Here is a 20,598-nt window from a genome sequence, read left to right on the forward strand (position 1 = left end):
GCGGGCCAATGAAAGGCGGCGCGTGCTGCGTGGAGAGTGGGAAAATCAGTGCGGCATTACGTTTAACGGTGACATAGCATCCTCCGCGAGTGAACGTTAGATAGATGTTATCTCGACTTGTGATCGAGATATGTTTTTATAAACGATCATTGAAATTGGCACAAGTGTTATGTGAGGTCCGCTACCGAAAGCGGAACGTCGAGGGCGCACTCGCACACCATGCCGCTTTCGCTCAACCTTGTGCCGCCTAACCTCGCTATGCGACCTGCGCCGACCGCACAATCCACGCCTCAAACTCCGCGTACATTGCCGGTAGCGATGCCTCGTTGGTCGCAATGCGTTGTGCGCCATGAACGATCGAGATCGACGCATCAAGATCTCCCTCGCCCGTGGCCATAAGCGGCGCGACACGATCGGCCCGCTCGAAGGCTTCCTGTGCGAGTGCCCACGCTTCCCGCGGCGAACGATTGCACTCCGTCGCCAGATAGGCCGAAGTCAAACTCTCCCCCGTCATGTTCCGCAAGGTTTGATCGAGCGTCAGACTGTTGCCCGACGTCCAGTAGTGTTTCGCAAGCAGCGGCCCGACTGCGGGGTTATCGACGATATAACCAAGCGAGCGCGTCAGATAGGCACGCGTCTGCGACGCCGCCATCTTAGCCAGCAGGTAGCCGTGATAGTAGACCGCGATGTCGTGATAGATAGGATGGGGCATGCTCAGCACATAGCCCGTGTGATGAGGCACACCAAGGATGCGCAACGTCAGCGAACGCGCCAGTTCGAGCACCGACTCCATGGTGCGCTCGGCATCGTCCATGGCATAGAGCGCCCGTTCGAAATACGTCGGCACCAGATCGCGGCGTTCGGCGTGAGCGAGGAACGCCTGGTTCGACTCGACACGCGAGCGCAGCATGTCGTCGGGCATCGGCTCGCCGGTTGCGTTGCGCGCATACCGTCTGATCCAGCAGGGATCGCCCGGCAATGCATCGAAGAACTTCGCCTGCGTTTCAAGGTACGCAGGCGAGCTAGGGGCGTAGATGTGCGAGAAGCAGGGCGAATTGCGCGCCACGTTAGAAAAATGCGCAGCGTGTCCAGCCTCGTGGAATAGCACGTTGAGCCCCTGCAGTCCTGCACCCGCTTGCTGCGGGCGTGCCGTCGAGGTGAAGCGGACATCCGCCGACACCCAGCCGGTGCTGTCGTCGCGATAGCTCGGCGTGGGCGCGATGCAAAAGCCCGTCGGAAACTTGCCTGGCCGGTCCAGCAAATCGATTTCGATCCGCGCGCCGCGATACGACACGCCAAGTCGCCGGAACGATTCTGCCCAACGCTCCAGCGCCTTGCTAAACGGAAAGTAGGCATCCACCTTTTGCGCCGCGCCGCCGCGCATCCGGTAGGGTAAATTGTGCGGCTGCAAGGCCGCGTCGCCGTGCTCCATGACGAGGCGGTTCAACGCGGCGAAATGCGCCTCGCGTGTACTCCGCTCGAACTCGTCGAAGATCGCAAAGAGTTGCTCGGGGCTCATGCCGCTGCCGGTGCGCAGCCGGTAGTCGAAGAAGTCGCGATAGCCGAGTTCACGCGCCAATGCATTGCGCCTCGCCACAATCTCGAGGAAACCGTTGTCCAGCACCCAGCGTTCGAGTCCATGCAGCGCTTCGTGCGAGCTTTTGCGTGACGCGTCGTCCGGGTTCGATGCCAGGTTCGAGCGTAGCGTGGCAGGTGAGGCCTCTTCGGTAAGCCCCGACGCGCCGACATGATGCATCTTGTACGCCTGGCGGCGCGCGAACAGATCGGCGTCCATCTTGATCAGCTCGGCCAGCAACACGTTGGCGCGCTCGCTGCCCATCGCGTTGCCTTCGAAGGCCGCGACCCAGCCGCGCAGGCCCGTCACGAGCCCATCGCGCTCGTCACACTGCGCCGAGGCCTCGATCCTCGCGAGATGGTCGCGGCTTTGCGCCAGGCGTTGCGCGTCTGCGAGGAAGGTTCTGCGCGCGAGACCAGCCGTACCCTGCGCGTCGTGGTCGTCGCTCTGGCCGGTGTGTGTTAGCCAGAAGAGCTCGCATTCCTTTTGATGAATCGTCAGATAGTCTTGATTGAGTCGGTCGAAAAAGGCGCGAGCGCTTTTCATATGCGGGTAGGGTTGGAGATGTCGTTTATGCTGCTTGGAGGACGGCGAGAGAACGCGCAGCGATAGCAATGATCGTAGCGCAGTCTGCATACAGTTGACTTGCTGGGCGGTGTCGGGGAGCATGCGCGAAGCGCCATCTCCAATCACGACTTACCTGACGACGCAATAGACATGAGAACGCTACTCTTCGATCTGGACGGCACGCTCAGCGATCCGCTGGTGGGTATTAGCCGATCCATCAATCACGCGCTGACATCCCTAGGCTATACGGCGCTTCCCGAGTCGGAGGTCGCGCAGTATGTGGGACCTCCGCTCGACGACACATTCCGGGTCGTCACCGGCGCACCCGAAGCTGAGGTCCGCCAGTTGATCTTGCTGTATCGCGAACGTTATGCCGAAACCGGCTTCGCAGAAAATACGCTCTACCCTGGCATCGACACCGCACTCGATGCGCTGGCGCAACAGGGCATCCCCATGGGCATCTGCACGTCGAAGCTCGCAAACTTCGCGGACAAGATCTTGCACCGGTTCGGCATACGCGACCATTTTCGCTTTATTAGCGGTGGCGATATCGGCGTGACGAAGCAACAGCAAATCGCGCGTTTGCTAAGCGACGGTGCTGTCGATCCGCAGGCGAGGATGATCGGCGATCGCTCTGTGGATCTGCTGGCCGCTCATGCGAATGGCATCGGTTCAGTCGGCGTGCTATGGGGATACGGTTCGCGCAAGGAATTGGCGGATCAGTCGCCACTGCGTCTACTTGAGAGCGTCGATGAGATAGCCGGTCTCGTTGACCTTCCTTAGCGTAAGCGTTAGCGCGCACCCGCTGCCGTGTTGTTGCGCAGAGGGGCGCGGCTAGGCGTGAGCGTGAGCTTGAGCCGCGCCTCGGTAGAGCATCGCTTCAACTCCGCTCCTGGATCCCAGTCCCGGCCAGCGGACTCAAGCGTTGTCCGCCCACACCATCCTCAACCTGCCAACCCGCTGCCTTCAACGTCTCACGCAGCCGGTCTGACTCGGCCCAGTCCTTAGCAGCGCGAGCCCTCTCACGCTGTTGAGCCAGCGCGGCCACATCCGCCGGAATCTCGAACGCCTCTGCATGCCAATCGGCGAGCCGCAATCCAAGCACCGGTTCGAAGGCATCGACCGTCGCCCGACGCGTCTCCACCGGCAGATCGCTTCTCACCACCTCCCACACGACCGCCAGCGCACGCGGCAAATTCAGATCCTGATTGACCTCGGCATTGAAGCGCGCGACGAACCCCGCGTCCACCGTACCGCCCGCAGGCCAGCTCGCATACGCTTTGCGCAGCCTGTCCAATGCAGCTTGCGCGGCATCGAGCGCCTCATGATTGAAACGCAGCTTGCTCCGGTAATGCGCGCTCAAGCAAAGATAGCGGTACGCCAGCGGATCGATCCCACGCTCGGTCAAACTCTGCAGGCGCAGAAAGTCGCCATCCGACTTGGACATCTTGGCGGCATCGAGCGTCAGAAAATGACCGTGCATCCAGAAGTTGGCAAGCCGCGTGCCGTGGCAAGCCTGCGTCTGTGCGATCTCGTTGCTGTGATGCACGGCGATGTGGTCCTCGCCGCCGCAGTGGATGTCGAACCACGGACTCAGGTATTTGGCCGACATCGCCGAGCACTCGATATGCCAGCCCGGAAAACCGCGTCCCCATGGGCTGTCCCATTCCATTTGCCGCGTCGAGTCGGGCGGGCTGAATTTCCACAGCGCAAAGTCGGTCGCGCGCCGCTTCTCGCCGACGGCCACCCGCTTGCCGGCCTGCAAGCCCGCATGATCGAGGCGCGCCAGATAACCGTAGTCGTCCTGGCGACTGGTGTCGAAGTACACGCCGTCGTTGGTCTGATATGTGTAGCCGTTGCGTTCCAGCTCGGCGATGAAGGTGATCTGCTCCGCAATATGGTCCGTCGCGCGGCACCACACGGTGGGTTCCAGCAGGTTGAGTGCTTGCCAGTCGCTCATGAATGCGCGGGTATAGCGTTCGGCAATCTCCCAGGCCGATGCGCCCGTGCGTCGGCTGCCCTTCTCCATCTTGTCTTCGCCTTCATCGGCATCGGAGACGAGATGACCGACATCGGTGATGTTCACGACATGCCGCACCTCGTAGCCGTTTAGCGCGAGCACACGCCGCAGCACGTCTTCGAACACGTAGGTGCGCAGATTGCCGATATGCGCATGGTCGTACACCGTCGGTCCGCAGCAGTACAGACCCACGTGGCTGGGTTGCAAAGCAGTGAACGGGCGCAGCGCGCGCGACCAGGTGTCGTACAAGGCGAGAGACATCGGCATTTCCGTGGGTTGAGTGTTGGGGGTTAGGGATGCGCAAAAAACAAAAAGGCCACCGGTTTTTCAACAGGTGGCCATCGGGACTTGCTCGGACGTGACGTAACGCGACGCGCTAGACGCAAGCTCCCGCTGGCAGGCTTTGACAGCATGCAGGCATGAAGCAGACGAGTGAGCGGGTAGCGAAGATCATGGGACGATGCTAACGCGCGTTAATTTTTTGGTCAATCGGTTTGGCCGGTGGGGTGGGCAGCCTGCTCGGCGGCATCGACGGTCTGCGCGATAAGTGTCGCAATCGTCATCGGTCCGACGCCGCCGGGCACGGGCGTCACCGCCGCGCAACGGCTTGCCAGTCCGTCGAGATCAATATCGCCGACGCCGCCTGGATGGTAGCCGGCGTCGATCACGACCGCTCCATCGCTGATCCAATGGTTCGGAATGAACTTCGGCTTGCCCACTGCGCCCACGACGATTTCCGCGCGCCGCACCTCCGCTTCGAGATTCACGGTCTTCGAATGACACAAGGTGACGGTCGCGTTTGCATTCGACAGCATCAGCGCCATCGGCTTGCCCAGAATGGCGCTGCGCCCGACCACCACCGCACGTTTGCCGGCAAGCTCGATCCCATAGTGAGCCAGTAGCCGCATGATGCCGGTGGGCGTGGCGGGGCCGAACGCCGGCTCGCCGAGCGCCATCCGGCCAAAGCCGTGACTCGTCACGCCGTCCACATCCTTGAGGGTCGAGATGTGATCGAAGCAGCGGCGCTCGTCGACCTGAGCCGGCACCGGGTGTTGCAACAAGATCCCATGAACGTCTGGGTCGGCGTTGAGCCGGCCGATCTCGGCGAGGACTTCGTCCGTGGTGCTGCCGGCAGGCAAAGCGACGAGGCGCGAGTCCATGCCGACGCGCCGGCACGCGTTGCCCTTCATCCGCACATAAGTGGCCGAAGCGGGATCGTCGCCGACCAGAATGGTGGCCAGGATCGGCGTGCGTGCGCCGTTGATTGCCTTGAGCGCGGCGACGCGTGCGGACAGGTCGTGTTCGCCCTGGGCTGCAACCGCTTTGCCGTCCAGGATCAGGCATGTCAGAGGGTGGTTCATCGCTCAGCTCCCGGCCGTTGCGGTGTCAAAGCCGCTACGTTGCAGTAGATCAAAACGAAGGTGGGCAAGTACGAGTCCCTGCGGAGGAGGGAATGCCCGCGACAGAGGTACAGCAGAGGGGAATGTAAAAGCTGGCGGAACGGTCAGAGTAGCAATCAGGGCAGTCATTGGAAGTCTCCATAGAGAACGATCAAGATGCCCAGGCGAACGGCGGTGCGGCCTCTACGCTTCCCGATGGTGATCCATCTTTTCTCGCCAGTCGCGCAGGCCCATATGATAACTCACGCCCACGTCTCCACCACCTCAAAGGTCTCGCAGACAAGCGGCATGGTTTCGTCGATCGTGCGGCCAATCTGCGCGCACTCGCGCAAGAAGAAATCCCAGTGCGCCTTGCGCCAATACGCAAGCGAGCGATCGCCCTCGCCTTCACTGGCGGCAAATTCGGCGGACACTTCGTTGAACGGCACGATCTCGACACGCGTGATGCGGTGAATCATCACCGGACGATCGGCATAGTCGAGCACGATCCCGATGTCGCCCACCGCGGGAATGTCCTCGCCCTCAAACTCCCACGACCACAGCATGCTGCAGGTACCGCGCTTGGTCCCCTCGCGGATCAGCGCGATGAGTTCGGCCGAGAGCGCCTCGGAATCGCCGAATCCGACGATTCGGAGTCGGCCCTCCGGAACCTGGATGCCTCGTTGCGACAGCGTTTCGACAAGACTCTCGGGCGTTGGATTCATCTGGATGCTTTGGCAAGCGGGTAACGGAACGTTCGCAGCTTACCTCAAGGCGCGGCGTCCCATCGCACACTCACCGCGCGCTCATCCATCGCTACTGGCCGGTATACCCCACCGGCGCGGTCACATTGCTCTTCATCACCGTCGCATTGGAGGACACCACGTAAATCGGCGATTCGGTCAGCGTCAGGTTCACCACGCCGTTGCTATACGCCACCGAGGACGGATTGCCCATCATGTCGATCACCGTCACATGGCCGCTCGTCCCCGCCGAGTCCACGCTCAGCGCATACGTCGTGCTGTAGGTCGAGCTATAGGTGCCCGCCGAGGTCGGCCAGTCCGCATTATTGTGCGTCCACAGCGCGGTGATCACCGAGCCGCCGTTAAGCTGCTGGAAGGCATAGCCGTAGACCATCGACGGCAAGCCGTTGAGATGCCCGAGTGTCTGCGTGCCGTCGATCACGCGAGTCAGCGCCGCCATCGCCATCGCCTCGGGTTTCGGGCTCAGATTGGTGGCGCCGTATTGACCCTGCGCGTCCACGATGTCGAAGAACGTGCCGTCGCCGACCTCCGCGGGGAAGTCCGAGCCATAGAAGAAGTAGGTCACCTGCGCCCCCTCACCGAGGATGATGAGATGCGCACGTATCGCGACCGCCGCTTGCCCGTACAGTTCGTTGGCGGGCGGATAGCTTGAACCGTACGCCGCGCCCGCGTCGTAGCTGATGCCCAGCTCCGTGGACCACAAGCGCATGTTCGGCTTGAACGTCTGCATTTCGGCGCGTAGCGAGCGCATCTGCTGATCCAGTGCATTTGCGACGTTCGCGGGGTTCGGGTCCGTGTCGTACTGTTCGGGCGGATGCGCCGGATACGTCCCGGCGTTGTAGTAACCATGCGTGGTCACACCGTCGATGTAACTCCCCAGCCCGAGCGGAACGTAGGTCTGCAGATAACCTTGCGTGCACTGCGTCACGCAATTCCCAGGGAAGGGGTTGGTGGTGCCCATCACCACCGCATTGGCGTCGGTGGAGTGCAGGCCCTTGTAAACCGCCGCATACATGGCCACGAAGTTGGCGGTGGAATCGGCCCATTGCGGTTCCCACGTCACCTGGTAGTAGTCGTATTGCTGATTCGGGAAATAGGCCTGGCGAATCGCCACCGAATCGGTGCCGACGCGCGCCATATAGTTCTGGTAATAGGTCTCGCTGGTGGGCGCATTGGTGTCGTCCTGGTAAGCGCCGGTCGGACTGGCCCATGCCGGGATGCCGTCCAGACGGATCAGCCGCATGATCTTCCCATTCGTATAGAACGGATCGAGGTCGGATAGAGCCGGGGTCCACGTGTTCGCGGCGGTCGGTTCCATCGTGGAGAGCTGACGGTTGTCGATCGTCTGCGAAACCCCGAGGTCCGCCAGCATGGCGCCGTTGTCGTTGAAGCCCTGCATGCCGAAGCGATGCTGCTCCTGATGCGCATAGCTCACAACCGGGATCGTGGCTGACAAATTAGGCAGGATACCGAAGGTTGCGATTCCCGTGGGCCGCGTGCCGGCCCGGGGTAAGGTACCACCCGCTGCGGACAGCGTTGCCGTGATGGCGAAGTAACCGGAGACGGCCGCGTTGCACGACATCGTGCTGGTCTGCGTGCCGCTCGGGACCGCAAACGAGCCGCTGCCTTTGATGTTGCCTAACTGGTCCTGCATCGACCATACGACGGTGTCTGCCGAAGGCGCCGCCGTGATGAACGACACCTGAAACGCGGTGGCTTCGGCGAACAGGCGGGTGCCGTTGGCGGTTGGCGTGTCGGCTGTGATGAGGCCGATTGGCGTGCCGCCCGCGGTGGTGGTGGGCTTGGCGCAGGCGATGGTGCCCGTGGGGGTTGGGGTTGGTGTGGGCGTTGGTGTGGGCGTTGGTGTGGGCGTTGGTGTGGGCGTCGGTGTGGGCGTCGGCGTCGGCGTCGGCGTCGGCGTCGGCGTGGGCGTGGGCGTCGGCGTCGGCGTCGGCGTCACAATCGCCGGAATCCAGCAGGCCTTCAACACACCTGGATCGGGATCCATTCCGAAAGCCGTGTTGGAACACGTCACACCGTTAGTGAACGTTTTGGTCACATTGTTGGCGGTCGTACTGCCTCCATACGTGACGGGCTTCGTCCCCGTAAACGCGCAGGCCGCATTCTCGGACGCGCACTTCGTCAGCGTCCCGGCGGGAGTCGGAGTCGGGGCGGGCGTAGAAGTGGGCGTCCCCGTCGGACCATACCAGCAACTCTTCGCATAACCGTGGGCCGGATCGGTCGCGGATACCACACCATTCGCACAATCCACGCCGTTCGTAAACGGTCCATTAATGTCGTACATCAACGAGGGACTCGTCGTGCCGAACACCACGAGCGCACTACCCGTGAACGAGCACTGCTGGTTCTCCGCCGCGCAATAGGTATAGGTCGTTCCGTTGATCGTCAGGTTGCCTTGAGCATTAGCAGTACTACACATTGCCCCAGCCATAGGGACGAGCATCGAGAGTAAGCGTTTCATTTCCGCGATCCTTGCCGTTGATTATTTCAAGAACTGGTGAAGGGCTCTTCGCCAAGCCCGGAAATGGAACGTCAAATGTAAGACTCGGGAACGTGAATTGCGCCCATCCGTAGTTAAGCCAATTTCAGTCGCCGGGAACGGACATTAGGGAGTGCTTTTCGGATGATTTGCACGCTAGCATGCAGACGCCGGCTCGCCGATCTGGCAGAGCAACCGGCTTCCTCCAGCATACGCTCGTCAAATGTGCTTGACGCATAGAACCGCAAAAGCCGCGAAAGATATCTCAATCACCTCCGCCACCGCGGCGCCTGCGCGGACAGCGGTATAGGGCACAAACCATACGTTAAGCGTCTCCCGCGGTATCCTTCAGTCTGTCCGCAAGTGTGCGGCTGCCCAGTCGTCACGCAGCGAACAACAGGCGATCAAACCGTGCGCGTCAACCATCAGGCTTTTTTCTGCTCGCTTTTCTTTGCGCGGCTGGCGGACCAGATTCTGCTCTTCCTGGTCCCGCTGGTCGTGTTCCAGACGACCCAGAAGGTGTCGTGGTCGGGCATCGCCTTCTTTGTCGAGGCGCTGCCGCGCTATCTGTTCTTCCCACTGTTCGGCGCGCTCAGCGATCGCTTCTCGCCGCTCAAGCTGATGCGTATCAGTCAAACGTACCGGGCCGTCGTGTGTATCGCGGGGGTGGTGGGCTATGCGCTGTGCGGTGGCATCGGCTGGCTGATTGCGTTATCCGCTTGCTGCGGCATCCTCACGAGCCAGGGTTTCGTCGCGCGTGAGGTCATGCTCCCGCAGATCTTCAAGGCTCATAAGTTCGAGCGCGTGCTGGCCGTCTCGCAGTTGGCCGACCAGCTCGGCGTGGTGCTCGGCCCAATGGCCGCCGCGCTGTTGCTCGGCTGGTGGCGCTGGGAATTCGTGGTGGCCGCGACCGGCGCGCTGTTCCTGATCGCCGACGCCGCATTCGTGCTGTGGCAGCGCGTGAGCGGATTTCAGGCCATGGCGGCTGAACCGCCTCGGGGTCACTGGACGCAGCCGCTGCGCACCGCCGTAGAGCATGTCATGTGTCTGCCCGGCCTGAAGAAAGTCATCCTGCTGGCCGCCGCCGAGAATCTCGTGATCGGCGTGACGCTCGCCACCTCCGCGGCTATGGTCACCGGCATCCATCATCAATCGGGACGCTTTTACGCGGTACTGCAAACTATCGGCGCCATCGCCACCGTGCTGATCCTGCTGACCATCGCCCACGCCTCGTTTTCCAGAAAAGCGCTAGGGCTGCTGGCGTTTCTGGCGATCTGCCTCGGCGGCGTGATCGCCGGCGCGAGTGCCAGTCCGTGGGGCTACGCGGTGGGCTTCGTGCTGATTATCGGTTTCGACAAGATGTTCAACGTCTATATCCGCAGCGCCCGGCAAAAGATCATTCCGCCAAAGGACTACGGTAAAACGACGGGCGTCATCATCCTGCTGAACAACCTGACCCAGCCGCTCGCGGGCTTGCTGGTGGGCCTATTCGCCGGACGTGGGCATACCGGCCTGTTGATCGTGCTGTTGTCGCTGACAATGGGAGCGATCGGCGCGGTGGCTTCGATCGCCGGACCGTGGCTGCAGAACAGGCGCACGGCCGGCCTCGCGAGCGGAGCCGGCCTGTCCGAAGCCGGCATCCGCGAGAGCGAATGAACGCGAGCGGAGCGCGCGTTACGTCGTCGCCTCGGCGGGGCCAATCCGCACGCCCTTGAAATGGCCGGCTGACGGCGGCGCACCGCACTCGCGCAGCAGCGCGCGCAGTTCGTTGATGACCGGGAACACCTCGTGATTCCAGTCCGCGCCTTGCCTGTCGTGCGCTTCCTGCTCGCGTTCGACGATCCAGCGGTCTTCCTTGAAAATGCGTTCGGTGAACCAGACCAGCAAGGGCCACGCGATATCGAGCAGGACCGGAATGCCCGGCTTGCGGATAGACAGCAGGCCGAAGGTGCGGTTAGTGCGCTGCTCGGCATCGAGCGGCACATAAACGATCCACAGGTTCATCACCAGCGTCGAATCCGAGGTGCGGATCTGCAGCGTCTGATACGGATACTGGGTGCGGATGGTCATCACGTCCTTGTCCGCGCCTTGCGTCCCCTTGCGGCTCTGGCCGAACACCAGCGCCTCGCCGATAGGCTGTTCGCCGGCCATCCGAGCAAACGTGTAATCCACCTCGACCCAGTCGTCGCCACGCCGGCGTCCCAGCGAACGCGCGCGCATCTGCCCCATCTGCTTGCGGTGCAGGAACTGATGGTTCATGTCCATCAGGTTTTCGTGCATGAACGAGTAATGGCACTTCACTTCGCGGCCCAGGCGGCGCGTCTTGTAGGCCTTGTCACCCACCGAAGCGAGCGGCGGCAACGGACGTTCCTCAGCCAGCGCGGGATTGCCGGGAAACACGAAGATCAGCCCCTGCTCCTCGCGACACGGATACGAGCGCACGCCGTTGGGCAAACGCTCGCGGCCCAGATACGGAATGTCGACGCAGCGGCCGCTGCAATCGTAGGTCCAGCCGTGGTAACAGCAGCGAATCGTTTCGCCATCCACCACGCCGCCGTGCAGCGGCACCTGCCGGTGCGCACAGCGGTCTTCCAGCGCGAACGCCTTGCCCGACTCGGTGCGCACGAGCACGATCGGCTCGCCCGCGAAGGTGACGCCGTGCGCCTTGCCGCGCTTCAGCTCGCGCGACCACGCCAGCGGGTACCAGTAATCGGGGTGGATGGGGACGCGGCGCAGATCGCGCACAGGCGCGCCACTGAGTGACTCAGTGGATGTGTCATCGGCGGCTTCGGCCGGTGCCTCGGTAGGCGCATCGATAGTGCTGCTGTCCAGCGAAGGAACTACATGCATGGGCAACGCCTCCTTGCAGTCTGAGATCTGGGTGGGCCCGTAACTTGCACGGGCGGCCAACATAAGGACTCAGTCTACTAGAAGGTGCGTGATCGATGTTTTTGACAATATGTAGGGTTTCCCGCCAGTCCGTCCCGGTCAGCCCCGGCCCCGGTCAGCCCTCATCGTGCGCCACCAGCCCCGAGCGGCGCTGCGCGCCCCACACGCGGCCACCCCGTAAAAAGTGCAGCCAGCCCATCAGGGCTCCGGTATGGCGCAGCAACTGGAACGTGAAGGGTTCGACAATCGCCGCCACCAGGGCCAGCCCCAGGTTGGAGCCTACACGCTGACCGGTCCAGCGTCGGTACAGATGGATGCACCACACGTAGAAGGCCAGATCGATAGCGATCTTGGCGCCGATCACGCCAAAAATCGACAGCACGAGCGTCCCATGCCCGCCGAACAGAAAAGCGAGCAGCAGCGCGAAGGCGGTCAGGCCGTAGATCGGCTGCATCGTGTCGATGGCCTTGACCGGCAGCATCAGCATGCCGAGCGTGCCGTAGCGCGGATTGCCCGTCATGTCGCGATTCCAGTACTGCGTCTGCAAAAAGCCCGCAAACCAGCGGCGCCGCTGCCGCAGAAAACTGCCGAGCGTGCCGGGCGCGTCGGTACGTCCCTGCGCATCGCCCACCACGCGCACGTCCCAACCGAGCCCATGATCGACCGAATAGCGCCGCAGCCGATGAATCAACTCGTAGTCTTCCACCAGGCACTGCGGGTCGAAGCCACCCACTTCGACGAGCGCCGAGCGCTTGAACGAAGCGAACGCGCCCGAGATCAGCAGCAGGCTGTCGGCGCGCATCCATGCAAAGCGGGCGATGAAGTTGCGCATGTACTCATACGTCTGGAACCATTGGAACACCCGCCCCGAGACGGTCTTGCCGCAGACCGGCACGAGGATGCCGGCCGCCGCCACGAGTTTCGGCTGGTCGGCGAAGGCCGCTCGCATCGCGTAGGTGGCGTCGTCGTCGAGCAGGGTGTCGGCGTCGACGGTCATCACCGTATCCGTGGTCATCTCCGTGATGGCCGCGTTGAGCGCGCGCGCCTTGCCGCCGTGCGGCACGCGCAGCCAGTACAGGTTCGGGTGGAGCGCGCTTGGCGCGCTCAGTTCGCCGTCCGGCGCCGCGGTCAGGCCGAAGCGCCCGGTCAGCAGCGCGGCAGTGCCATCGGTCGAGCCGTCGTCGGCAATCACGATCTGCGCGGGGCCGTGCGTTTGCCGCAGCAGCGCGGCGAGCGTGACCGGCAACACCGCCGCTTCGTTATGCGAGGCGACGATCACGCCCATGCTCGGCAAGCCGCGCCGGTCCGAGGCCGGATCGAGCGACGGCAGCGGTCGTATCAGCGGCAGTGTCTTGACCGTGACGAACACGAGCAGCAAGGTGTCGTAGACCACGTAAGCAATCCCGGTCGACCACGCCACCACGCCTTGCAGGAAAAACGCGCGCGCGAACAGCAGCAACCACAGCACCACCACGCTGAGGTGAATGAACGTGCTCAACAGCGTAGTGGGGCGCGGCACGATACGGGGCGAGGCGAGCGCCAAGGCTTGTTCCAGAGTTCTCTTCAAAATAGCTGCTGAATCCGTCGATACTGCGGGGTTAATCATGGGAACCGCGGGTGGGACCTGCGGGCGGCGCCTGCGGGTGCGGACCTGCTGCCGCAACCCGCGCGCGAAGAAGCATGCGGGACGAAATCGCCGTCCTCAGGGAATCATGCGCTTCAACACGGACTTGCGATCGATCCACTCGTGTTTCAGCGCACCGCCCACGTGCATGGCCAGCAGCGCGTAGAGCGCGTAACCCAGCCAGGTGTGCAAGGCGCCGAAGCGGTCATGCAAGGTTTCCTTGAGCGTCGGGTCGAGGTTCATCACATAGCCGATCCGCGGCCATGGAACCAGGTTGAACAGATGCATGGGATGCGTCGCCGCATCCTTCCAGGCCGAGTCGTGCAACCAGCCGGACAGCGGCAGGCCGATCATCAGCAAATACAGCAGGAAGTGCGCAACGTGCGCGGCAATCCGCTCCCACGTGGGAAACGCCGCCGGCAGCGGCGGCGGCCGATGCGAGACGCGCCACAGAAGGCGCAGCAGCACGAGACCGAGCACGGTGATGCCGATCGACTTATGCGTGTCGATCACCGGACGCACCCAGTCGTCGGGCAGCGAATCGGCGCTCAACCCCAGCACCACGTTGCAGATGATCAGGATCGCGATGACCCAGTGGAGCACCATGGCCGTGCGGGTGTAGCGGGCAACCGCCTGCACGCTGGTCGTGTCGGCGAGGGGGGAGTTGGCCTGAGTGCTCATCTGTAATTCCGTCCGAAATTGTGCGCGAATGCGAAAGCTGTTTGAAATTAAACCGGCAATGAAGCAGCGAAACGTCGGCGTTGGTGCATAGCGCGACAGCAGCCAATCATGCAAACGCCGCGCCGCAGCGATTTATTCCCTGCCGCGCGCACGAAATACACAATCTTCCTATGAAACGGCCTTGCGCGTACGCCGGTGGCCCGAACACCTCTGCCTACGTTACCGCTGCCCTTGGTAACGCATCGACTGAAGATGCCCGGCATGCGGTTCTTGCGTATATTCATCGCGGCCTGCGTGGCATAATCTGCGCCAATCATCGCTTCTTCTCGTGCTCGACGCACAGCATGCTACGTCTGCGCCTCCAGAAAATCGGCAGCTTGTTGGGATTGCTTGCAATCCTGATGAGTACGCTTGCGCCGACGGTTTCGCAGGCGCTCGCAGCACACGACCGCCTGGGCGAGGCGCTGTCCACCTACTGCTCTGCCGACCCGGCCAACAGCCCGCTCGCGCACGACAGCAAATCATCCCCTTCTTCCGCATTCCATTGGCAAGCGTGCGCGTATTGCGGCATGCTCGCCCATGTGCCGGTGCTGCCGGGCACGGCCGCCGCGTTCGTCGCCGAGCTATCGGTTGCACGCGCAACGATCGCCGTCACGCACGAGACCGTCCACGTCCCGCTCGTCTATACCGCGGCCCAGCCGCGTGCGCCTCCCCTCTCCTGATTCGATCCGTACACGAACCGTACCCGCGCTGCGCGAGCAGGCGCGGAATGTCGCCGCGCATCTATCTGCACGGCGACTGATCAACACGATCGGAGAACAATCAGATCATGCGTACGTTTTTCAAACGGCACGCGGCACCCGCACGCGCCGCCTTCATGGCGGCGGCCGGCGCCGCGTGTCTTGCCAGTTCGCCTGGTGCTTCAGCCCATGCGGTAGTGGGCGACCGCGTCTTCCCTGCCACGCTGACGGTCGACGACCCCGGCGTAGGAGACGAGTTCGATACCCAGTTCGGCCACATCAAAACCCCGGACGACAGCGGCAACGACATGAGCGTCAACACGGTCTCGTATGAGTGGGACAAGCTGATCACGAAGAATCTCGCCTTCAGCGTATCGAGCGATTACGTCAGTCAGAACGACCCGAACGGCGGATCCACAAAGGGCTGGGACAACGTCACCGTCGGCGCCAAATATCTGCTCTACGCCAACGCGCGGCATGAATTCATGATGTCGATCGGGCTCGAAACGGAAATCGGCGGCACGGGTGCGAAATCGATCGCAAACTCGTTTTCGACCTTCACGCCGGACTTCTATTTCGGCAAGGGCTTCGGCGATCTGCCCGCGTCGCTCAGCTACCTGCGGCCGTTCGCCATCACCGGCGAACTGGGTCCCAACCTGACGACGGCTTCGTCGGACAACGGTCCGAATTCCTTCGGCTGGGGCTTCACCTTGCAGTACAGCATTCCTTACCTGCAAGACCAGGTGAAGGACCTCGGAATTCCGCAACCGTTCAAAGACATGGTCCTGGTCGTAGAGGCGCCGATGAGCACCTGTACGGAGGGCGCGTGCGCCGGGCAAACCACGGGCACGATCAACCCGGGGTTTCTCTGGCTTAACCGCTACGGCCAGTTCGGCATCGAAGCGCAGATTCCGGTCAATCACCTGAGCGGCAATCACGTTGGCGTGCTGTTCGACGCGCACCTGTATTTCGACGACATCTTCCCTAACTCTCTTGGCAAGCCGCTCTTCAACTAAATGAAAAACGCTCTCGTGAACTCATCTCTCGCGCGCGGCCTGGTCGCCGCGCTGACGCTGACGGTCGCGCAACTCGCGCACGCTCATGCCTATCCGACTCACCAGGCGCCGTCCGCCGGCGCCACCGTGTCCACCTCGCAAAAGGACGTGGCGATCGATTTCGACGACGGCCTCGAACCGGCCTTCAGTTCGATCACCGTGACCGATGCGCAAGGCAAGCCGGTGACGAGCGGCAAGGCTGTGGTCGATCCGTCGAACAACAAGCACATGTCGGTGACGCTGAACCCGCTGACACCTGGGGACTACTCGGTCGCATGGGTCGCGGTGGCGGAAGACGGGCACCGTACGCAGGGCCACTACAGCTTCACGGTGAAGTGACGGTGGATCCGCTCGTCGTCGTGCAGATCCTCGTCGCGGCCGCGCAAGACATGGTGTTGGCGCTCGCGGTTGGGGCGCTCGCGTGCAGTGCGATGCTCGAGCGGCAACCGTCTGCTTGCCCGGCCACTTCGGCTGCGCTTGGCCGTTCGAGACTCGCTGCGCTTGTGCTGCTGGTACTCGCCTGCGGCCTGTATCTGTGGCTGCAAGCCGCCGTGATGGGCGGGACGCCGTTCAGCGAGGCGGGACCCGTCGTGAGTGCGGTGTTGACGCAATCGCACTTTGGGATTGCCTGGTCGGTGGGATGCGCCGGTGCGGTGCTCGCCTGCTTCGGCGGCGCGCGTCGCGGCCGCACAGCAGGGTGGGTGGCGACGGCGGGCATGATCGTCTACGTGGCGGGCAAGGCTGCCGCCAGTCACGCGGCCGATGCCGGCGATTTCACGCTACGCGAAGGCATCCATGTCCTGCATCTGAGTGCGACGGCTTTGTGGGCAGGTAGCGTGATTGTTGCTGCGCCGGTGCTGTGGAGGTGGAACTCGAACGCGGCGGTATCTACGGAGGCAACCACGGTAGCCTCCGCCGGGCCCGCAAACCGCGTAGCGTTCTGCGCGCAGTTGTCGCATCTGGCAACCGTCGCGCTCGCTGTGGTGATCGTGACCGGCATCTATAACGCCACGCAGGACACCGCGCACCTCACCGCGCCGTTGCTTGGCGTGCTGTATGGGCGCGTGCTGGCGCTCAAGCTGGTGCTGGTCACGCTGGCGGTGCTGCTAGGGGGCTACAACCGGATGATCTATCTGCCGCGCCTCCAACACACTGCGGCTGACGGCGGCCCCGCGTATCGCGATGCGCAGCGCAGCTTCGACCGGTTGCTGGCGGTTGAGGCCGTGGCGATGGTGGCTATCCTGGTCGTGGCCGGCGTGCTTGGCCACACGTCACCCTCGGGCGGCTAGACAGATGCGGAGGGTGCGCCAGCATCGGCATGATGCATCAACACGCTGGCGCATCCGTTCACCATCCGGTGGCAAATGTTTGCGCCGAGGTGGTCGCCATAAGGCTGTGTATGACGTCCACCGCACCGCTCTCAACGTCGCGCGATCAGCGCGATCGATTCCACCCGCTCGTCGAGCGAGCCATCCACCGCATGCGCTTCGAGCAACTGCCGCGCGCGCGCCAACAGTTCATCGAGCCTTGAGCCAAGCCGCTCGCGCGAGAGGCTCGACATCGATAGCACCCGCGCGATCAGCGAGTCCAGCGCCACGCGCCGCTTTTCGATGATCGACACACGCTCCAGCGCGTTGAACGCAGACTTCAGCAACACGGTCTCGTGACTCTCCCAACTATCGGACTTGCGCTGCTCGCGCGCCGGATCGGTTTGCGCATACTCATCGAGGAGCGCCCGATACGGCGCGTGCCAGGGCGTCGATGCATCGTCGGCATGCGAGGTCGCGAACAGCACCACAGCGCCCGCGGGATCGAGCAGTTGATCGAGTCGTGCCAGCGTGTCGGGGCGGTCCATCCAGTGAAACGCACGGCCGATCACGGCAAGCTGAAAACGGCCCCACTCCGCCGACAGGTCGTATGAACTCCCCAGCCGGTATTCGATGTTCGGCGCGATGCCCAGCCCAAGGTCAGCCGCGATGCGCAGCATTTCCGGCTCGGGGTCGAGCGCGACGCCTGTGCCCACCCATGACGAAAACGCCAGCGACAGTTGCCCCGGTCCACAACCGACGTCGAGCAATCGCTGGGTGCCGTCGAGCTTGCACGATTCGGCCACGCGGCGGATCAGACGCGGCGAATAAGCGGGGCGGCCGCTCAGATAGTGAGCGGCATTGCTTTTGAAGCGATCAGGGATGAACGGGATAGGCGTCGTCATGGGCGGTTCCGTCGAAGCCGCGCGATAACGGGACGTGAAGCGCCGCGCAGCCGGCAAAGTATGACGCCGTGCGGCGTGTGCTGTCGAGACGCGCACTACGGCGCGGGCGTACCCCAGTTCGCGCCGCGAGTCACTCCGTCGCGCCGCCCTCGCTCGGATCCGATTGCGCTTGCGACGCCAGTCCGCCCGCGTCCACCCAATCCGCCCGCGCCTTTGCATCGAACAGCGCCAGCAGACCCTCAGCCGAATTGAACATGCCCTCGCCGTTGTGCCCCACGCCGGGCACCTCCCAGCAGCGGTGCCCGAGTTGCGGATGCCGGGTGCGCAGGTACGCCACATAAGCCAGACCACGCGCCAGCCGGTGCGGGCCTTGCGCGTTGGCGGCGCAAGAGCGGTCGAGCGCCTGATGCTGCGGATCGCAGTCGGCCCCGCCAAGCAGATAGATGACGTCGCTGCTGACGTAGCGTTGCTCGAGCGTCGCAAACGCCGCGCTACTCGCGTAACGCGGCGGCTCGTGAATGCCGTACTTCCAGGTATCGACCCCGACGCAGTCGCGTTCGTCCACCGGACTGAAGCCGCCCTGTCCATCGGGCCTCAGCTTGTCGAAATACACATACGACGAAGGATTGGCGATCACATAACGGCAAGGCACGCCCTGCTGTTCAAGCAGGGCCGCCGCGCGCCCCACCACCGCGTAACGATGCGCCACCTGCGCGCCGCCCGAGTGACCGGCAATCACCACTTCGCGCAAGGCGGCGAAGCGCGAGCGGTCCGCGACGGCTTCGATCAGACTATCAAGGACATCGAACGAACTAAGCGGCGCGGGACCGAGCGCATCGTCGCCGCCCATCCAGCTGGTCCAGTCCCAATGCAGCGCATCTGCATCCAGGCCGTGCGCGGCGATATCGGCGCTGGCGAGAAACTGCGGCACGAGCAGCAAGGTGTCGTCAGGGTCGACATCGGCCGCGGCCAAAGCACGTTGCGCGGACAACAGATACGCATCCGCGTCGCGCAGCCGGCCGTGCAGCACGATGACGACACGGCTCACGCGATGATCGAGCGCCTCGCCCGCCGAGCGGTACACCGGCACCCAGCCGGACCCGCGCGCCGTGCTGACGCGAAACCGCTCGCTGCCGACCACGCGCACCGGATACTCGTTGCGCGGACGGGCCCGCTCGCGGGGACTGAAATCGGTCATGGTCAAATCAACGTCGAAAAAATGGGGTTAGTCGTGCGGCACGGCATCAGGGTCGCGCAACAAGCGCCGCCCGGACCGGCTCAGGCCAACCAGCAGCAGCGAGACGATCGCCGCAAAAATCAGGTAATACGCCGGCACCAGATTCGAGCCGGTGAAGCTGATCAAGGTCGTCACGGTCAACGGCGCCAGCCCGCCGAACAGCGTGACCGCGACGTTGTACGACAGTGCGACGCCGGTGGAACGCGTCGCGGTGGGGAACAACTGCGTCAGCATCCCCGGATGCGGGCCGGACATGATGCTCAAGACCAGCGTGGCGATCATCTGCGCAGTGAACAGGCGCTCGGCCGTGGGTTGCGCCACCACCCACGCGAACAGCGGATACGCGATCACCGCCCAGATCACCACCACCGGAAAGAACACGCGCCATGCACCGACGCGATCGGCGAGCTTACCCGCCAGCGGATACGCGACGATGCTGATCAGACCCGACACGGCCGTGCCGAACAACGCGTTCTTCAGCGGCAAATGCAACTGCCGCTCCACGTACAACGGCAAAAACGAGTGCCACAGATAATTGGTCGCCGCGCCGACGATGATCACGCCCATCGCACACAGGCAGGCATCGCTGCGTTCACGCAGAAACTGCCGCATCGATTGCTGTGGCGCATGCCCGAGGCGCTCGCGCATCTCGACAAACTCCGGCGATTCCGCCACCTTGTGGCGGATGTAAAAGCCGATCGGCCCGATCAGCGCGCCGAGCAGGAACGGCACGCGCCAGCCCCAGGCTTCGAGCGAGGCGCGGTCCAGATGGGTGGTCAGCAAATAGCCGCACGCGGACGAGAGCAGCAACGCGAACGCCTGCGACGTCATCTGGAAGCTGCCATAGAACATCTTTTTGCCGCGCGGCGCGTACTCCGACAACATCGCCGCGGCCGTGGCGAACTCGCCCCCCACCGACAAACCCTGCAGCACGCGCGAGAGCAACACCAGCAAAGGCGCGGCAATGCCGATGCTGCCATAGCCCGGCGTCAGGCCCATCAGCAGCGTGCTGGCCGCCATCAGCAGGATCAGCAGCGACAAGGTGCGGCGGCGCCCCACGCGGTCCGCGTAGGCACCCAGCACAATGCCGCCCACCGGCCTGACGATGAAGCCGATCGCGAAGGTGGCCAGCGTCAGCACCGTCGACAGGAACGCATTGCCGACCGGAAAGAACACGTGCGAGATGGTCTTCGCGAAGTATCCGTAGATCAGAAAATCGAACCACTCGAGGCCGTTGCCGATCACCGAGGCGATCACGGCACGCCGCACCTGCGAAGCTGCCGGCACGGGAACGGGATGCGCGGAGGACGCCGCGGCGGAAAGCATCGAGTCCATAAGTCTCCTTAAGCCTTTT

Annotated in this window: 17 protein-coding genes and 1 riboswitch; of the genes, 6 read left to right on the forward strand and 11 right to left on the reverse strand. The window is 63.3% G+C overall.

Features of this window, described 5'->3' with window-relative positions:
• Positions 1-256: 256 nt before the first annotated feature.
• Positions 257-2,122, reverse strand: a complete 1,866-nt coding sequence (locus tag BUS12_RS01145) for a M3 family metallopeptidase (RefSeq protein ID WP_074293847.1) — start codon at positions 2,120-2,122, stop codon at positions 257-259.
• 99 nt (positions 2,123-2,221) lie between these two features.
• Between BUS12_RS01145 and BUS12_RS01150 the strand changes: the two genes are divergently transcribed.
• Positions 2,222-2,926, forward strand: a complete 705-nt coding sequence (locus BUS12_RS01150) for an HAD hydrolase-like protein (protein ID WP_216352687.1) — start codon at positions 2,222-2,224, stop codon at positions 2,924-2,926.
• A gap of 97 nt (positions 2,927-3,023) precedes the next feature.
• On the opposite strand, the gene cysS is transcribed toward BUS12_RS01150, so the two are convergent.
• The 4 genes from cysS to BUS12_RS01170 form a co-directional block, all read right to left on the reverse strand.
• On the reverse strand, positions 3,024-4,424 hold the full coding sequence (cysS, locus tag BUS12_RS01155; protein WP_074293849.1) for a cysteine--tRNA ligase: 1,401 nt from the start codon (positions 4,422-4,424) through the stop codon (positions 3,024-3,026).
• Positions 4,425-4,648: 224 nt separating this feature from the next.
• Positions 4,649-5,524 (reverse strand): tetrahydrofolate dehydrogenase/cyclohydrolase catalytic domain-containing protein, encoded by an 876-nt coding sequence (locus tag BUS12_RS01160; RefSeq protein WP_143788223.1) that lies wholly within the window; start codon positions 5,522-5,524, stop codon positions 4,649-4,651.
• Between the two features lie 190 nt (positions 5,525-5,714).
• Positions 5,715-5,797, reverse strand: a riboswitch (ZMP/ZTP riboswitch).
• Between the two features lie 8 nt (positions 5,798-5,805).
• Complete coding sequence (locus BUS12_RS01165; RefSeq protein ID WP_074293850.1) at positions 5,806-6,267, reverse strand: ASCH domain-containing protein; 462 nt, start codon at positions 6,265-6,267, stop codon at positions 5,806-5,808.
• Positions 6,268-6,358: 91 nt separating this feature from the next.
• Positions 6,359-8,788, reverse strand: a complete 2,430-nt coding sequence (locus BUS12_RS01170; RefSeq protein ID WP_253189979.1) for a hypothetical protein — start codon at positions 8,786-8,788, stop codon at positions 6,359-6,361.
• 429 nt (positions 8,789-9,217) lie between these two features.
• Here BUS12_RS01170 and BUS12_RS01180 point away from each other — a divergent pair, with 429 nt between their 5' ends.
• A complete protein-coding gene (locus tag BUS12_RS01180; RefSeq protein ID WP_074293851.1) occupies positions 9,218-10,462 on the forward strand; it encodes an MFS transporter in 1,245 nt (414 codons plus the stop codon).
• Between the two features lie 18 nt (positions 10,463-10,480).
• Here BUS12_RS01180 and BUS12_RS01185 read toward each other — a convergent pair whose 3' ends face one another.
• The 3 genes from BUS12_RS01185 to BUS12_RS01195 form a co-directional block, all read right to left on the reverse strand.
• The gene (locus tag BUS12_RS01185; protein WP_074293852.1) at positions 10,481-11,656 is read right to left on the reverse strand and encodes an aromatic ring-hydroxylating oxygenase subunit alpha; all 1,176 of its coding nucleotides are present in this window, start codon (positions 11,654-11,656) and stop codon (positions 10,481-10,483) included.
• Between the two features lie 154 nt (positions 11,657-11,810).
• Entirely contained in the window at positions 11,811-13,262 is a 1,452-nt protein-coding gene (locus tag BUS12_RS01190; protein WP_074293853.1) for a glycosyltransferase family 2 protein, read from the reverse strand.
• A 135-nt stretch (positions 13,263-13,397) separates the two neighbouring features.
• Positions 13,398-14,000, reverse strand: coding sequence for a cytochrome b (locus BUS12_RS01195; RefSeq protein WP_074293854.1), 603 nt, complete (start codon positions 13,998-14,000; stop codon positions 13,398-13,400).
• 344 nt (positions 14,001-14,344) lie between these two features.
• Here BUS12_RS01195 and BUS12_RS38625 point away from each other — a divergent pair, with 344 nt between their 5' ends.
• From BUS12_RS38625 to BUS12_RS01215, 4 genes are all read left to right on the forward strand, one after another.
• Positions 14,345-14,722 carry a DUF2946 domain-containing protein gene (locus BUS12_RS38625; RefSeq protein ID WP_074296964.1) on the forward strand — a complete coding sequence of 126 codons (378 nt, stop codon included), beginning with the start codon at positions 14,345-14,347 and terminating at the stop codon, positions 14,720-14,722.
• A gap of 107 nt (positions 14,723-14,829) precedes the next feature.
• The gene (locus tag BUS12_RS01205) at positions 14,830-15,756 is read left to right on the forward strand and encodes a hypothetical protein (RefSeq protein WP_074293855.1); all 927 of its coding nucleotides are present in this window, start codon (positions 14,830-14,832) and stop codon (positions 15,754-15,756) included.
• 15 nt (positions 15,757-15,771) lie between these two features.
• Positions 15,772-16,134 carry a copper resistance CopC family protein gene (locus tag BUS12_RS01210; protein WP_429307811.1) on the forward strand — a complete coding sequence of 121 codons (363 nt, stop codon included), beginning with the start codon at positions 15,772-15,774 and terminating at the stop codon, positions 16,132-16,134.
• 2 nt (positions 16,135-16,136) lie between these two features.
• A complete protein-coding gene (locus BUS12_RS01215; RefSeq protein WP_171991571.1) occupies positions 16,137-17,084 on the forward strand; it encodes a CopD family protein in 948 nt (315 codons plus the stop codon).
• A gap of 131 nt (positions 17,085-17,215) precedes the next feature.
• Here the strand turns inward: BUS12_RS01215 and BUS12_RS01220 are convergent, their stop codons facing one another.
• From BUS12_RS01220 to BUS12_RS01230, 3 genes are all read right to left on the reverse strand, one after another.
• Positions 17,216-18,007, reverse strand: a complete 792-nt coding sequence (locus BUS12_RS01220; RefSeq protein ID WP_074293858.1) for a class I SAM-dependent methyltransferase — start codon at positions 18,005-18,007, stop codon at positions 17,216-17,218.
• 130 nt (positions 18,008-18,137) lie between these two features.
• Complete coding sequence (locus tag BUS12_RS01225; protein ID WP_074293859.1) at positions 18,138-19,205, reverse strand: hypothetical protein; 1,068 nt, start codon at positions 19,203-19,205, stop codon at positions 18,138-18,140.
• 27 nt (positions 19,206-19,232) lie between these two features.
• A complete protein-coding gene (locus tag BUS12_RS01230; protein WP_437123866.1) occupies positions 19,233-20,570 on the reverse strand; it encodes an MFS transporter in 1,338 nt (445 codons plus the stop codon).
• Between the last annotated feature and the right edge of the window lie 28 nt (positions 20,571-20,598).

Source organism: Paraburkholderia phenazinium (assembly GCF_900142845.1).
Taxonomy (GTDB): Bacteria; Pseudomonadota; Gammaproteobacteria; order Burkholderiales; family Burkholderiaceae; genus Paraburkholderia; species Paraburkholderia phenazinium_A.